The following is a 14263-nucleotide window of genomic DNA, read 5'->3' as shown; positions in this document are numbered from 1 at the left end:
CGCCACCGTGTACGCGGTGACGTCGGCGGCCGTCATCAGGCCCGCCCCGGGGCCGCGCAGCCCCTCGGCGGCGGCGATGCCGGCGAGGTGACGGTCGGGGTCGAGGCGGGGATAGCCGCCGGGCACCTGGGCGTTGAGGATCCAGGCCCGCGGCCCGATGCCGCCGCCGAGTACGGCGCTGCTGCACGCACGCCACCCGGGCTCCAGCCGCCACACCAGGTGGTGCAGACCGACTCCGCCCTCGTGCCTCGCCAGCAGCTCCCCGCGTGGTCCGGGCCGCCGGATGCGTACGGAATCGATGACGCACCCCCGGTGGCTGTCCGGCCGACGGTCGGCAACGGCGCATCGATCATACGTGCGGACGGCGAGCGCGCCCCGAGACCCCTCTCACTCGAATGGCCTAACTCGCCGAGACGGCCGGTACCCGCGTCGCGCGGCGCCACCGCCCACGCACGGCCCCCGGGGCCGCCCGGCGCACGGACCGGGAGGTTGCAGCGTCCAACCGGGTGAGGCGCGATGGAATCCGGACGCGCCACCCCTGCCGGAGCCAGCCGCAGGACGCGCCCGGGCGAGGAGGTATCGGCCATGGGAGCCGCTGACGGTTTCACGGATTCCGGAGAACTCGACGGTCTCACCGTCTACGACAGCGACGGCGAGAAGGTCGGCACCGTGGGACGGGTGTACGTCGACGACGACACCGGCAAGCCCGACTGGATCACTGTCAAGACCGGCATGTTCGGCATGAAGGAGAGCTTCGTACCGCTCGCCGGGGCCCGCCGCGTGGGTTCCGACCTGCACGTCTCGCATCCGAAGGACCGCGTCAAGGAAGCCCCCCGGGTGGACGCCGACGCGCATCTCTCCGTGACCGAGGAGGAGGAGCTCTACCGCCACTACGGCATGACCAGGAAGGCCGGCGGGAACGCCGCAGCTCGCGGTGAGGGGCGCACCACGTCCGGGACCGGGACGGGCGCCATGGGCGCCGCCGGAGCCGCGGGAGCGGCCGGAGCCCCCCGGCCCGCTGCCGGAAAGGCGACGACGTCCGGCACCGCCGCTGCGGGCACCGGCAGGCACCGGGACACGGAGACCTCCGGCACGCGCCCGCTCGCCGGTGCCGGAGCCGAGCGGTCCGCCGCCGGCGCAGCGGGCCGGGAGGAGATGGTCCGCTCCGAGGAACAGCTCCTCATCGGCACGGAGGAGTACGAGAGCGGAAAGGCCCGCCTGCACAAGTACGTCGTGACGGAGAACGTCACCCGCACCGTGCCCGTGTCCCACGAGGAAGTGCGCGTGGTCCGCGAGCCCCTGCAGCCCGGCGAGAAGTCGGTGGGGCGGACGGACATCGGTGAGCAGGACGTAGAGGTCACCCTGCACGCGGAGCGCGCCACCGTCCGTAAGGACACGGTCCCGGTGGAACGGGTCCGTCTCGAGACGAACAAGGTCACCGAACAGAAGGAAGTCTCCGCCGAACTCCGCAAGGAGAAGATCGACTACGGGGACGGCAAGGACATGGGCAGCGGCAAGGACATGGGCGGCGAGTTCGGCCAGGGCCGGCGCCGCTGACCCCTCTCACAGCGGCGGCAGGCCGCGCCACGGAAGCGAGGGGCGGACCCGGGCAGTGGTGCGGGCCCGCCTTCTCGCCGGTCCGCGCCCTCACCCCTGCGGCGGGACGCGGGCCGCGGGCCCCGGCAGGAAGCGCACCGAGGGGCGTCCCCCGGGCCCCTCCGGCGTCACGACCGCCCGCACCCGGTAGACCTCGCGGATCAGTTCCTCGGTGAGCACCTCCGAGGGCGTACCGGCCGCCACCACACGGCCCCCGGCCAGGACACTGATCCGGTCGCAGAACATGGCCGCCAGGTTGAGGTCGTGCAGCGCGATCACGGCGGTGACGGGCAGTGCGGCGACGAGGGCGAGCAGCTCCAGTTGGTGCTGGATGTCCAGGTGGTTCGTCGGTTCGTCCAGCAGTAGTTCGCGCGGTTGCTGGGCGAGGGCGCGGGCGATCTGCACGCGTTGGCGCTCACCGCCCGAGAGGGTGTGCCAGGACTGTCCGGCCCGGTCGGCCAGCCCGGTGCGGGCCAGCGCGTCGCGTACGGCCTCCTCGTCCTCCCTGCCCGGGGCCGACCAGGCCCTGCGGTGCGGGATGCGGCCCAGGCGCACGACGTCCAGCACGCTCAGCTCGACCTGCGTGACCGCGTGCTGGTCGACGACGGCCACCCGCCGCGCGACCGTGCGGCGGCCGGTGTCGGCAAGGGAACGGCCGTCGAGGGTGACCACGCCGGTGCCCGGGGTCAGGACGCCGGCCATCACGCGCAGCAGCGTCGACTTGCCCGAGCCGTTCGGGCCCAGGAGCCCGACCGTCGCACCGGGCGGCGGCGCCAGGCTCACGCCGTCCAGGACGATCCGGCCGCCCGCCTCGCGGCTCACCCGGGTGGCCCGCAGCCCCTCCGCCGCGCCGGCCGTGCCGGTCATGTGCTCCGCCGGGTGCGGTGGAGGACCAGGACGAAGGCCGGCACCCCGATGAGGGCGGTGACCACGCCGACCGGCACCTCCTGCGGGTCCAGGACGGTACGGGCCAGCGTGTCGACCCAGACCAGGAAGACGGCCCCGGCGAGCGCGGTGACGGGCAGCAGCCGGCGGTGTCCCGAACCGGTCAGCGCGCGGGCCGCGTGCGGCAGGACCAGGCCCACGAAGCCGATGGCGCCCGCGGAGCTGACGAGCGCGGCGGTGAGCAGCGCGGTCGTGCACAGGAGCACCAGCCGGGTGCGGGCGACATGGACTCCCAGCGCGGCCGCCGCGTCCTGGCCGAACGCGAAGGCGTCGAGCGTCCGGGCGTGGGCCAGGCAGATCAGCAGCGTCACGGCGAGGACCGCGGAACACGTCCAGACGTCGGTCCACCCCACCCCGCTGAGCGAGCCGAGCAGCCAGAACAGCACGCCCCGGGTCTGCTCGGCGTCGGCGGCGGTCATGACGACGAAGGAGGTGAGTGCGGAGAACAGCTGCATGGCCGCCACTCCGGAGAGGACGACCCGGTCGGTCGTCCCGCCGAGCGAGTGGCTGAGCAGGAGGACGAGCGCGAACGAGCACAGGGCTCCGGCGAAGGCTCCCGCCGAGACGGGCACCGCGCCGCCGCCGACGCCGAGGACGACCACCAGCACCGCACCGGTGGACGCCCCGGAGGAGACGCCGAGGACGAAGGGGTCGGCCAGCGGGTTGCGCAGGAGGGACTGCATCACGGTGCCGCACACCGCGAGGCCCGCCCCGCACACCGCGGCGAGCAGCGTGCGGGGCATGCGCAGGTTCCAGATGATGCCGTCCCTGATCGGGGACAGCCGTGAGTCGCCCGGGCCGAGGTGGGCGGCCACCGCGGACCAGACGTCGGGCACGGAGATGCGGGCGGGCCCGATCGTGACGGCGACCGCCACCGACAGGAGCAGCAGGGCGGCCCCCGCGCTCCAGAGGAGGCCGTCCCGCAGGACGCGGGCCCCCTTCGTCCGGCCGCCCGGCACCGCGGGACCGGGTCCGGGGCGGCTCCCCGCGCCGGGCGCCGGCTGCGCCGTGGCCGGTACGCCGCCCGGCCCGGTGTCCGGGAGCCGCTCGGTGTGCGTCACCCCGTCAGCCCGAAGGAGCGCAGCCCGGCGGCGACGCGCTCCACGCCCTCGACGGTCCGGATGGTCGGGTTCATGGCCTGACCGCTGAGCAGCACGTACCGCTTGTGCCTGACGGCGTCCATGTTCTTCGTGGCGGGGTTGGACTCCAGGAACTCGATCTTCTTCTCGGCGCTCTCGGCGGTCTGCGACCGCCGGGTGAGGTCTCCGATGACCAGGACGTCGGGGTCGCGGTCCGCGACCGTCTCCCAGTTGATCTGGGGCCACTCCTCGTGGGTGTCGTCGAAGACGTTCCGCGCCCCGAGTTCCCCGGTGATGATCCCCGGGGCGCCGCAGCAGCCCGCCAGGTAGGGGGCTTCGGAGTTCGCGAACCAGTAGAGGAGCGTGGTGCGGGAGGCGTCGATGTCCGCGGTCGCCGCGCCGATCCGCTCGCGGAGGTCGGCGACGAGTTCGTCGCCCCGCTCCTGGACCCCGAAGATCCGGGCGAGATCGTGCACTTCGGTGTAGACGCTGTCCATCGTCAACGGCTTCGTACGGGAGCCGTCGCCACTGCCGCTGTTGTCCTTGGCCGCGCAGTCGGCGGGCGAGACGTACGTCGGCACCCCGAGCTCCTCGAACTGCTCGCGGGGTGCCACGCCGCCCTTTCCGAGCGTCGACTCGAAGGACGCGCTGACGAAGTCGGGTTCCCGGTCCAGCACCTTCTCGGACGAGGGCCGGTTCTCCGCGATGCGGGGCACCCCGGCGTTCGCCTTCTCCAGGCCCTGGAGCACCGGGTCGGTCCAGGTGGCGGTGCCGGCGAGCCGGTCGCCGAGGCCCAGCGAGAGCAGGATCTCCGTGGAGCCCTGGTCCAGGGAGACCGCTCGGGCGGGCGCCTGTCGCACCGTCACCGTACGGCCGCAGTTCTCCAGCGTGACCGGGTAGCCGGAACCGCCGCCCCGGCCGACTCCGTCCGAGGCTCCGCCACCCCCTGCGCCGCAGGCGGTCGACAGGACGAGTACGGCGGTGAGCAGGGCGGTTCGGCGTACGGCGCTGGCCATGGGCGACACGGAGTCCCTTTGCGTCTCTGGACTCATGCGCGGAGCCCGGTACGGAGTCCGTACCCCCGGTGGGGAACGGGTGCCAGCAGGTCTTCGGACTCGGGTTCGTCCGGACGGGGCGCCTTCCCGGGGCACCCGAGGGTGTCCCAGTGGCCGTGGCCCCGCCCGTCCCCCTCACCGCTGCGCGTCAGCTCCGGATTCTCACCGGATTCCCTGACTCCACGTGGAGTGTGACTGGCGCCTGCAAGTTATCACGGAGCCGGGCAGCCGCCCGCGGCCCTCGACCGGTACGGCGGTGAGGTCCGCCGTACCGGTCGTGACCCCGGTCACCGCTTGCGGCGAACCGATTCGCCGCCGGGAGGCCGAGGTGTCCGGCGCCGTCGCGTCAGCACATGGGTCGTGCCCCAGTACGCCAGCAGCACGGCCTTCAGCCCGGACTTCTCGAGGAACTCGCGGACCCGGGCCCTGTCCCGGTCGTGCCCGGCCCGGCCCCGCCCGCGGCCGACGCTGGCCGGATCGCCGGTACCCGGGCCGGGACCGTGCGTGCCCCGTCCGGGCACGCCCGTGCCCGTGCGGCCGTGCGCGCCGCGCCCGCCGGTCACCGTGCGTCCTGCGGGGAGCCGACCGGGCCGTCGTGCCAGGGGCCGTCCGGGTCGTCGTAGGCGTCGGCGTAACCGGGGCCGGCGATCGGCCAGTCGGCGAGCAGCTCGGGGGGAAGCGCGAAGGAGTCGGTGAGTTCGCGGGCGTGGGCTGCGACGGCCGCGATCAGTTCCTCGGTGGCCTCGGGCAGGGCGGCGACCTGATCGCCGGTCAGGTGCCCGGCGGCCAGCAGGTCACCGCTGTTGCGGGCCACCCACTCGAGGGCGAACAGGCGCTCCAGCTCCGCCAGCCGGTCCCGGGCGGCGCCTTCGGGAAGCGCCGCCCGGGCGTGGGCGTACGCCTGGGCCGCCTCCTGGTAGGCGTGCGCCTCGACCGCGCGCAGGGCGGGGCCGGCGGCCGCGTTCCACTGCCCGAGTGTGTCGCGGTCGGCGGCCCGCGCCATGCGCTGTCCGGCCCGGCCGAGCCAGATCTCCCGCACCTCGGTGAGCAGCATCCGGAGGAAGTCCGCGTCGGCCAGATCGCCCGGGCCGGGGCCGGGCGCCGCGTCCGGGCCCGGGCTCCCGGGCCGGGTGCCCGGCGGATCGGCCGCGGTCTCGCCAGCGCCTACGCCCGCGCCTGCGCCTGCGCCTGCCCCTGCGCCTGCGCCTGCCAGAAGCATGTCGGCAGCGGCCTTCGCGTGCAGGGCGAGGTTGTCACCCTCCGCGGTGATGGCTCCCTCCACCCCCGTGACCAGCTCCGTCATGCCGTTGTTCTCCAGGAGGGCCTGCGCCCCGCAGCGTTCGCGGCACTGGACGATGACGGCACGGGCCTGCCAGGTGATCCACCCCTTGGCGACCGCGACGAGCTGTTCCGCCTCCGCCCTGTCCGCCTCGCCGCAGCCCTCCCACCGGTCGAGGACCCTGCGGTGGAGCAGGCTCATGGCGAAGACCGTCGCCAGGGCCGAGGCGAGGGGCCCGTGGTGCGTGCGGTGGGCGTCGACCGGCACCGGGCCGGTGCCCCGGGGCCCGGAGATCATCCGGTGACCGCCGTAGCGCACCGCCACCGCCAGGGTCGCGCGGGCCGTGCCCGCCGCGCAGGCGCTCATCGAGATCCGGCCGGAGGTGACCCGTGCGATGGAGGTCAGGAAACGGCGCCTGCGCCCGCCGGGGGTACGCGTGAACAGCCCCGTGCCGGCGGCGCCCTCCGGTGCTCCCAGGAGCGCGTCCCGCGCCACGAACAGCTGGTCGAACGAGGTGAGGCAGTGGTCCACCGGGCTGCCCATCCGGGCCGGCAGCCGACGCACCCGGACACCCGGCAGCGCCTGGGTGTCGTCGGTGAGCGGGACCAGGAAGAGGCTGATCCCGTGGTCGGCTCCGTCGGCCATCAGCCGCGCCGCGACCAGCCCGGACTTCGGCCCGCCCGCGGGACTGGTGTTGGGCATGAACTTCTGCGCCCCGGCGTGCGGGGTGTGCAGGACGAAGCCGTCGCGCGCCGGGTCGTACGTCGCGGTGGTCTCCATGGCCGCCGCGTCGTTGCCGTGCGCCACCTCCGTACAGAGGAAGGTCCCGATCCGGCGCAGCGCCAGGTAGTCCGACAGGTCACGGTGACGGGCCCCTTCGTGGTCGAGGAGGCTGCCGAGGAAGAGGTTGTAGTGGATGCCCGCGACGGTGGTGAGCGCGGGGTCGACCGCCCCGAGCCACTCGTGCAGGGCCGCGAGGGCCCGTGGGTCGGCGGCGAGGCGCGCTCCGTCGTCGAGCGAGCCGTTGAGCACCCTCAGTCGTTCGTAGGCGAGTTCCAGCCTCTCCTCGGGCGTTCCGCCCGCCGGGCGGCGGAACGGTTCTGTACTGATCAGCCGCTGCCAGAAACCGTGTTCCGCGGGGTGGTCCGGGCCGAGGAGGACTCCGGTCAGCAGGTCGGCGGAGGACGAGGGGACGGTGTCGGTAAGGGTCACGGTCATAAAGAACTGAACGACCGGGACGCGGGCGAGGACACCTCACCATTTCGGGGCGGGTGCGCTGGTCAGCGCAACGGCGAGCTCCTTCTCGTCCGGTGGCAGGGCACCGGCCCGTGACACCGTCACCGAGGCCGACGCCACGGCGTGGCGGAGCACGTCCCCCAGCGTGCCGGCGTCCAGGGAGCGCAGGCGCCCGCGACCCTGTTCGCCGAGCAGCCCGTGTGCGGCCAGGGCGTGCAGCGCCCCGGACATGAAGGCGTCGCCCGCCCCCACGGTGTCCGCCACCCGGACCCGGGCCGCGGCGGTGCTCACCACCGCGCCGGGGAGGAACGCCATCGCCCCGCCGGCCCCGCGCGTGAGGAAGACGGCCGCCGGGCCCGAGCGCAGCCACTGCTCGGCGGCCTCCTCCGGGGCCCGGTCCGGGTAGAGCCACCGCAGGTCCTCGTCACTGGCCTTGACGACGTCGCTGAGGGCCACGCACTGCTCGGCCCGGCGCACCGCCCGTGCGTGGTCCCCCATCAGGTCCGGCCGCACGTTGGGGTCGTAGCTGACCGTGGCGACCGGGCGGAGCCGCTCGACGGCCTCCAGCACGGTGCCGGCTCCGGGCTCCACGGCGGTGGCGATGGAACCGGTGTGGACGTGGCTGTGCGGTCCGCCGGCCGCCGCCGGGGCGAGCGTCCAGGTGATGTCGAAGCTGTAGGTGGCGCCTCCGGCGTCGTCGAGCGCCACGGCGGCGGCCGGTGTGGGCGCGTCGGCGCCGTCGGTGCGCACCCGCACCCCGGCAGAGGTGAGGTGCTCCCTGATCAGCTGCCCGGCGGCGTCCGGCCCGAGCTGGGTGAGCAGGGTGGTGTCGCGTCCCAGCCTGGCGAGGCCGTAGGCGACGTTCGCGGGGCTCCCGCCGGGGTGGGTCCGGTCGGCCGCGCCCGGCAGCCGGACGATGTCGGCGACGCATTCGCCGATGACCAGCAGGGCGAGTCTGTCGAGCATGGGGTCGGTCTCCTGGGAACGCGGCGAGGATGTCCGGCGGCGCGCGGCCGCCGGGGAACACACTGCCGCCGATTCTGCCCCGTGCCCAGGGGGCCGCGGTCAGGGCGCCCGGGTGAGGACCGGCTGCCCCGGCGTCAGGAGGCGCCCTCACGCCCTTCGTCACCGTACCGGCGTTCGAACTTGGCGACCTGGCCTTCGGTGTCGACCACACGCGCCTTGCCGGTGAAGAACGGGTGGCTCTCGGCGGAGATCTCCACGTCGATGACGGGATAGGTGTTGCCGTCGTCCCAGTCGATGGTCTGCTCGCTCGACGCGGTGGACCGTGTCAGGAAGGCGTAGCCGGCGGATCGGTCGCGGAAGACCACGGGACGGTACGACGGGTGCTTGTCCTGCTGCATGCCTGCTCCTGGAGGTACGGGGATCTCACGACCCGGCTTCGGGTCAGCCTCGCGAACACCGGGAGCCGACGCGATCCGGCGCGTCCGTACGGAGCAGTGGCCGGCCGGCTCCGAGTCCCCGCCGTCAGCGGACGACGTCGAAGACGTTCTTCTGCAGGCCGTTGGCGTAGGCCCCGTGCTCGACGAGTCGCAGCTTCTGCGTGTCCTTGTCCGTCTCGCTGAAGAGCCGCTTGCCCGCGCCGAGCAGCAGCGGGAAGACGAGCAGGTGGTAGCGGTCGATCAGGCCGGCGTCCGACAGGGCGTGGTTGAGCGAGGCACTGCCGTGGACGATGATCGGCCCGCCGTCCGTCTCCTTCAGCGCGGCGACCTCGTCGAGCGACCGCAGGATGGTCGTCGCGCCCCAGTCGGACACCAGGGCGTCCTCGGTGAGCGTGGTGGAGACGACGTACTTCGGCATCGCCTTGTAGTCGGCGAACTCCTCCATGCCGGGCCAGACGGGGCTGAACGCCTCGTAGCTGGTCCGGCCCAGGAGCATCGCGGTGGCTTCCTTCTGTTCCCGCCCCTTGAGTTCGAATGCCTCGGGGAGGAACTCGACGTCCTTGAAGGTCCACCCGGCGTTCCGGTAGCCGGGCTCGCCACCCGGGGCCTCCACGACGCCGTCGAGCGAGATGAAGGCGGTGCTGATCAGGGTGCGCATCGGGGGGGTCCTCGGTTCTCGTGTCGTATGAAGGGGCCGGGGTGCGTACCGGGCCGTCTCGCGGCCGTGGTGCACCGGCTCATCGTCTATGACCGCGGACCACCCGGAAACTCATCGGCCGTCGTCCGCGTGGGCGCCGGGGGGACGACCGGGGCTGCGGCGGGGTGCGGTGCCGGTCCCGGAGTCGTTGGCGCCGCGGGCGTGGCGCAGGTGGAAGACGTGGTCCGGCGGGTCCACAGGCCCGCTCCCGCCAGCATCGCCGCGGCGGCGAGCAGCCAGGGCAGGGGGCCCGCGGGCAGCGCGCCGACGAGGAGTCCGCCGGCCGCGGCGAGGAGCTGGAGTGCGAGGGACTGCACCGAGAGCACGGTCGCCCGTCCGGCGGAGGTGACGCGGCGGTGGAGCAGGTCGTTCTCGCTCGGGCCCGCGGCGCCCAGGCCCGCGTAGACCAGTCCGTATCCGACGGCCGCGAGCGTGAGGGCGGGAGCGCCCGTGGAGAAGACGGTGCCGGCGAGAAGGAGGAGCCCGGTCCCGCTCGTCGCGAGGCTCACCAGGACGGCGCGTTCACCACCACCGGCCAGCCGGGCGACGAGCGGTGCCGCGTGACTGCCGAGCGCCGAACACGCGAAGCCGGCGGTGGCCAGGCCGGCGAAGAGCACCGCGCCCGCCTCGGCCGTCCCGGTGAGCGCGGCGGCACGTCCGGGCGTGAGCAGTTCCATCGCCGCCAGTGCCGTACCGGCGGCACCCGCGGTCATCAGGACGCGGCGGATCAGGACGTCCCCGGTGCCGAGCCGCACGCCCGCGGCGACGGCCGCCGGTACGCCCCGCAGCACAGCGGCCAGGGTGGCGGGAGGGCGGGGAGGTTCGCGCAGGGCCACCAGGACGAGGGCCACGAAGGCGATCTCGACGAGCACGCCCAGGAGCACGGGCACGGACAGCGGCAGGACGAGGCCGGAGGCGTACGCACCCAGCCGGGCCGCCGGGTCCGGGCCGAGGCCCAGCAGCCAGGGCAGCGCGCCACCGGTCAGCGTGCCGAGCGCGAGGGCCGCCGCCTGGGCGGCGCCGCCACGGGCCAGCCCCGTGCGCAGGTCGGCGTCGGGGCCGGACCCGGCGAGCACCGTGTCGACGTACCAGGCCTCGGCCGGTCCGCTGGAGAGTGCGCGGCCCGCGCCCATGAGCATCATGCCGAGGCCGATGGTCCATACGCTCGCACCGAGGCCCACGAAGAGGAGGGCGCCGGTCTGGAGCACTCCCGCGCACGCCAGCACGCTGCGTCGGCCGATGACGTCGCAGAGGCCGCCGGTGGGGAGCTCCAGGGCGGCCGCGGTGAGCGAGTGCGCGGCCAGGACCGCGGCGATCGCGGTGAGGCCGAGGCCGCGTTCGGTGAAGAGCAGCACCATGGGCGCCATGGTGAGTCCCATGGGGAGCCAGAAGAGGAAGGACGCCGCGACGAAGCGGCGGCGTGCGGCGTGTTCGTCGAGCCCGCCGGGAGAGGCGCCCGCCCGTGGGTCCACGCTCACCGGCCGCCTCCGTCCGGGCCGGTGGCGGACAGCGGCGCGGTGCCCCCGTCGCCCGGGCCGGGGGAATCCGGGCCGGTGGTGGCCGGGACGGCAGCATCCGGGACGGCAGCATCCGGTGAGGGTGACGAGGTCGCGGCCAGCGGAAGGCCCGCGAGGAGGAGCACCACCTGTTCGGCCCGGGGGTCGGCCGCGTCCCGTGCGGTGAGCTCCGCGACCTTGGCGCGGTACGTCTCCCACAGCTCGCCGAGGGCCTCGGGGGTCAGCCGGGGCATCATGTCGTCGATTCCCGCGTGTTCTCCCCATTCCTCGCCGAGCCGGCCCTCCGCCACGTCGGTCTCGTGCTGGGCCACGGTGTGCAGCAGGTGCTCGGCCTGGCGGCGTCTGCTCAGCCGCAGCGCGGCGCGGCCCCCCGGCGTGGTGAGCATCGCGGAGTTGTTCCACGCCGTGACGGCGTGCACGGACCGCCAGCGGCGCTCACGCCCGTCGCGGTGCTCCGCCTCCGCGACGAACGCGTGGGCGGCGAGCACCCGCAGGTGGTAGCTCGTCGAGGCGGAGGACTCCCCCGTCCTCACCGCCAGTTCGCTCGCGGTGGCCGGGCCGTGCTGCCGCAGCAGTCCGAGCAGCCGCAGGCGGAGCGGGTGGGTGAGCGCCTTCAGCGCCGCCGGGTCCCGGTCGGGGTCGAGTACGCGATACGTCTCGTCGCTCTCCATGGCGGCAGGCTACGAGAGCCTCCGACTCTGCCAAAGTTTTTTTGCAGAATAAGTTGTGCGGCGCGCCGGTCGCCCCCTCGGCGCCCGGACGGTTCACACCCCAGGTGCCCCCGCAGTCCCCGCCTCCTCCAGCGCGTCCGCGACGAGGTGGAGGAACCGGGCGTGCGCCCCCGGGCTGCACAGCGGCTCGGGGTTCCACGGCACGATCCGCGCCTGCCGCACGGTCCGCCGCCACTCCGGATCCCCGGCCTCCTCGATCCGCGCCGCGTTCGCCCTGACGTCCGTCAGGACCACCCGGGGGCGGAGCACCGCGGCCGCCGCCCAGCCGACGGTGGCCCAGTTGACACCCGCGCCCTCCTCCGGGCCGGCCAGCGTGACCCCGAGTTCCGCCAGCACCCGCAGTTCCGGCCACATCCGGGGCCGGGCGACATGCACCTGTTCCGCGCCGGCCGGCGACAGGGCCATCACGCCGGGCCCACCGGACGCGGCGCCCGCCACGGCCCGGAGCCGCCCCCTGGCCTCCTCCAGCTCCGGTGTCACCGCTTCGGCGGGGGCGGCACCCAGAGACCGCGCCAGCTCGGCGAAGCGCGCGACCGTGCGGTCCAGGGTGCGCACCTGGCCCACGTCGATCACGACGACCGGCACCCTCTCCTCCAAGTGCTCGGCGGTGGCCGGATCCAGTCCGTACACCTGGCCTTGGCCGTAGCTGACGGCCACCACCAGGTCCGGCCGGCCGCGCAACAGCGTCTCCACGTCCAGGCCGCCGCCCGCGCCCCGGTAGTCCACGGAGTCGAGCGGCAGCGTGCCGGTCCTCGCCCGGTCCGGCGCGGCCCCGTCGTGGCCGGAGCCGAAGACGCCCTCCGGGCATATCCCGAAGTCCCACAGCGTGGCTCCGGCTTGGACGTACGCCAGCACCCTCGACGGGCGCAGGTCCGCCGACACGAGCCGTCCCCGGTCGTCCGTGAACGTCCACGCCGTCCGGTCCGTCATCCCACTCACCCCTCCGCACCCGGCGCAACCGGGCCCTCGTCCCGCTCCCCTGCCCGTCTACCTGCCCAGCCGGTCACCGCCGCACCCCTCGGTGCTGCGCCCCAGATAGGTGAGCGGCCCGGGACCGGGTACGTCGAGCTCACCGAAACCGAGCCGGTCGTAGAAGGCCCTGGCCGCGGTGTTCGCGGTCAGCATCGAGAGGTGGACGGCGGATACACCCCTCGCCCGCAGCGCACCCAGGAAGGTGTGCATCAGTTCCCGGCCGTACCCCCTGCGCTGCCAGGGCGGCAGCAGGTCGATGTGCAGGTGGGCCGGGTAGGCGTCCAGCTGCCGGAGGATCATGCGGTCGGGGCGGTACAGGAGGGCGGTCATCTCCTCGGCGGGGGTGCCCGGCGGACCGGCGGGAGCGGGGAAGCGGTCCGTCACCAGCGGGAGCCAGCGCTCGCGGAACGCCCGCACGAACCCGCGCGTGTCGGCGGTGCCCAGGACGTAGCCGACCGCGCGCCCGGTCCCGTCGTCGAGGACGAACGTGAGTGCGGGGTCGAGGTGGGCGTAGGGAGCGGCGAACAGCGCCGGCATCAGTCCGGGGTCGGGGTACAGGTGCCGTGAGTCACCGCCGTTGTCGGCGGTGCGGACGCAGATGTCGGCGAGGGCCTCCCGATCGGCGGAGCGGTACGGACGTACGTGCGGAGCCTTGGTCATCGCCCCATCCTCGACCCCTGGGAGCGCTCCCTCAAGGGCCGCGCGGGCCTTACCCTCGGGGCCGCCCGTCCTCCTCCTCCGGCCCTTCCGCCGCGGCTGTGCGGGCGAGTTCCACGTTGAACTGGGCGCCTGCCAGGAGTGCCAGGTTCGTGAACCAGATCCAGATCAGGAACACCACCAGGCCGGCCAGCGAACCGTACAGCCGGCCGTAGCCTCCGAAGTGGGTGGCGTACAGCGCGAAGCCGGCCGACGCGGCCAGCCAGAGGAAGGCCGCGAGCACGCCGCCGGGCAGCCCGCGGCGCACCCCGCGCGCGGAGCGCGGGCCGGTACGGAAGAGGACCATGATGAGACAGGCCGCCAGGAACAGCAGCACGGGCCACTTGAGTCCCGTCCACAGCGCTTCGCCGCCGTGCGCGAGACCGGCCCTGCGGCCCAGCCAGCGCGCCACGGGCCCGCTGAGGACGAGGGCGAACGCGCTGGCCATCAGCAGTACGAGCAGGCCGATGGCGGAGGCGACGATCAGGTGGGCCTTGCGGAGCGCGGGGCGGGTGTCCTTCACGTCGTGCATCGCGTGCAGGGCCCGGCGGAAGACCGCCAGATAGCTGCAGGCGGACCAGACGGCGCTCACGCTCCCGGTGGCGGCGAGCAGCCACACGGCGGTCCGCTCCCGGGTGGCCTCCTCCAGGGGCCGGCGCAGGGCGGCTCCGGACTCGGCGGGCGCGAACGCGGTGATGTCCGCGATCAGGGCCATGGTGGCGTCGGGGTTGCTCAGGCCGATGACGGAGACGGTGACCAGGAGCGCCGGGAGCAGCGCGAGGATGGCGTAGTACGTGAGGGCCGCCGCCCAGTCGGAGAGGTCGTCGTTCCACAGCGAGACGGGGGTGCGGCGCAGCGCGGTGCGCCAGCGGACCGCCCGGGAGGAGTGCGGTGCGTCGGGCGGGGTTCGTTCCGTCGCGGGGGCGGTCCTGCTGGGCACGCTGTCTCTCCGGAGGCCGTAGGAAGGATCGGCGGCCCGGATGCCCTGACCTGGGTCAGGGCATCCGGGCCGCCCCATTTCTCTCATGCCTCGTACCGGCGGGTGTACTCCCGGCGG

General features: G+C 74.3%; 15 protein-coding genes and 1 riboswitch. Of the genes, 1 reads left to right on the top strand and 14 read right to left on the bottom strand.

The window, feature by feature from the left end; translation table 11 throughout:
- Positions 1-255 (bottom strand): adenosylcobinamide amidohydrolase (locus ABZ371_RS08065; protein ID WP_358675131.1); only part of this gene is annotated, 255 nt, incomplete at its 3' end.
- Between the two features lie 330 nt (positions 256-585).
- On the opposite strand from ABZ371_RS08065, the gene ABZ371_RS08060 reads away from it, so the two are divergent.
- Complete coding sequence (locus tag ABZ371_RS08060) at positions 586-1557, top strand: PRC and DUF2382 domain-containing protein (RefSeq protein ID WP_358675127.1); 972 nt, start codon at positions 586-588, stop codon at positions 1555-1557.
- A gap of 90 nt (positions 1558-1647) precedes the next feature.
- Here the strand turns inward: ABZ371_RS08060 and ABZ371_RS08055 are convergent, their stop codons facing one another.
- The 13 genes from ABZ371_RS08055 to ABZ371_RS07995 form a co-directional block, all read right to left on the bottom strand.
- Positions 1648-2463 carry an ABC transporter ATP-binding protein gene (locus ABZ371_RS08055; RefSeq protein WP_358675125.1) on the bottom strand — a complete coding sequence of 272 codons (816 nt, stop codon included), beginning with the start codon at positions 2461-2463 and terminating at the stop codon, positions 1648-1650.
- The gene (locus tag ABZ371_RS08050; RefSeq protein WP_358675129.1) at positions 2460-3500 is read right to left on the bottom strand and encodes an iron chelate uptake ABC transporter family permease subunit; all 1041 of its coding nucleotides are present in this window, start codon (positions 3498-3500) and stop codon (positions 2460-2462) included. The genes ABZ371_RS08055 and ABZ371_RS08050 overlap by 4 nt, the downstream gene beginning before the upstream one ends.
- 98 nt (positions 3501-3598) lie before the next feature.
- Positions 3599-4636, bottom strand: a complete 1038-nt coding sequence (locus ABZ371_RS08045) for an ABC transporter substrate-binding protein (protein WP_358675123.1) — start codon at positions 4634-4636, stop codon at positions 3599-3601.
- A 66-nt stretch (positions 4637-4702) separates the two neighbouring features.
- Positions 4703-4890: riboswitch (cobalamin riboswitch) on the bottom strand.
- A gap of 72 nt (positions 4891-4962) precedes the next feature.
- A complete protein-coding gene (locus ABZ371_RS08040) occupies positions 4963-5238 on the bottom strand; it encodes a hypothetical protein (RefSeq protein ID WP_358675121.1) in 276 nt (91 codons plus the stop codon).
- Complete coding sequence (locus tag ABZ371_RS08035; protein ID WP_358675118.1) at positions 5235-7172, bottom strand: acyl-CoA dehydrogenase; 1938 nt, start codon at positions 7170-7172, stop codon at positions 5235-5237. Before ABZ371_RS08035 ends, ABZ371_RS08040 begins: the two co-directional genes overlap by 4 nt.
- 36 nt (positions 7173-7208) lie before the next feature.
- Complete coding sequence (locus ABZ371_RS08030; protein ID WP_358675116.1) at positions 7209-8156, bottom strand: carbohydrate kinase; 948 nt, start codon at positions 8154-8156, stop codon at positions 7209-7211.
- Positions 8157-8290: 134 nt separating this feature from the next.
- A complete protein-coding gene (locus ABZ371_RS08025; RefSeq protein ID WP_358675113.1) occupies positions 8291-8554 on the bottom strand; it encodes a type B 50S ribosomal protein L31 in 264 nt (87 codons plus the stop codon).
- A 124-nt stretch (positions 8555-8678) separates the two neighbouring features.
- Positions 8679-9251 (bottom strand): dihydrofolate reductase family protein, encoded by a 573-nt coding sequence (locus ABZ371_RS08020; RefSeq protein ID WP_358675110.1) that lies wholly within the window; start codon positions 9249-9251, stop codon positions 8679-8681.
- An 86-nt stretch (positions 9252-9337) separates the two neighbouring features.
- Positions 9338-10768 carry an MFS transporter gene (locus ABZ371_RS08015; protein ID WP_358675107.1) on the bottom strand — a complete coding sequence of 477 codons (1431 nt, stop codon included), beginning with the start codon at positions 10766-10768 and terminating at the stop codon, positions 9338-9340.
- On the bottom strand, positions 10765-11478 hold the full coding sequence (locus ABZ371_RS08010; protein WP_358675104.1) for a winged helix-turn-helix domain-containing protein: 714 nt from the start codon (positions 11476-11478) through the stop codon (positions 10765-10767). The genes ABZ371_RS08015 and ABZ371_RS08010 overlap by 4 nt, the downstream gene beginning before the upstream one ends.
- Before the next feature lie 93 nt (positions 11479-11571).
- The gene (locus tag ABZ371_RS08005) at positions 11572-12468 is read right to left on the bottom strand and encodes an ABC transporter substrate-binding protein (RefSeq protein ID WP_358675101.1); all 897 of its coding nucleotides are present in this window, start codon (positions 12466-12468) and stop codon (positions 11572-11574) included.
- A gap of 57 nt (positions 12469-12525) precedes the next feature.
- On the bottom strand, positions 12526-13170 hold the full coding sequence (locus ABZ371_RS08000; protein ID WP_358675099.1) for a GNAT family N-acetyltransferase: 645 nt from the start codon (positions 13168-13170) through the stop codon (positions 12526-12528).
- A gap of 49 nt (positions 13171-13219) precedes the next feature.
- A complete protein-coding gene (locus ABZ371_RS07995; protein ID WP_358675096.1) occupies positions 13220-14146 on the bottom strand; it encodes a YihY/virulence factor BrkB family protein in 927 nt (308 codons plus the stop codon).
- Positions 14147-14263 lie beyond the last annotated feature (117 nt).

This window comes from Streptomyces sp. NPDC005899 (assembly GCF_040629645.1).
GTDB lineage: Bacteria > Actinomycetota > Actinomycetes > Streptomycetales > Streptomycetaceae > Streptomyces.
Note: the sequence above shows the minus strand (reverse complement) of the source record. Positions and strands in the feature narration are given on the sequence as shown.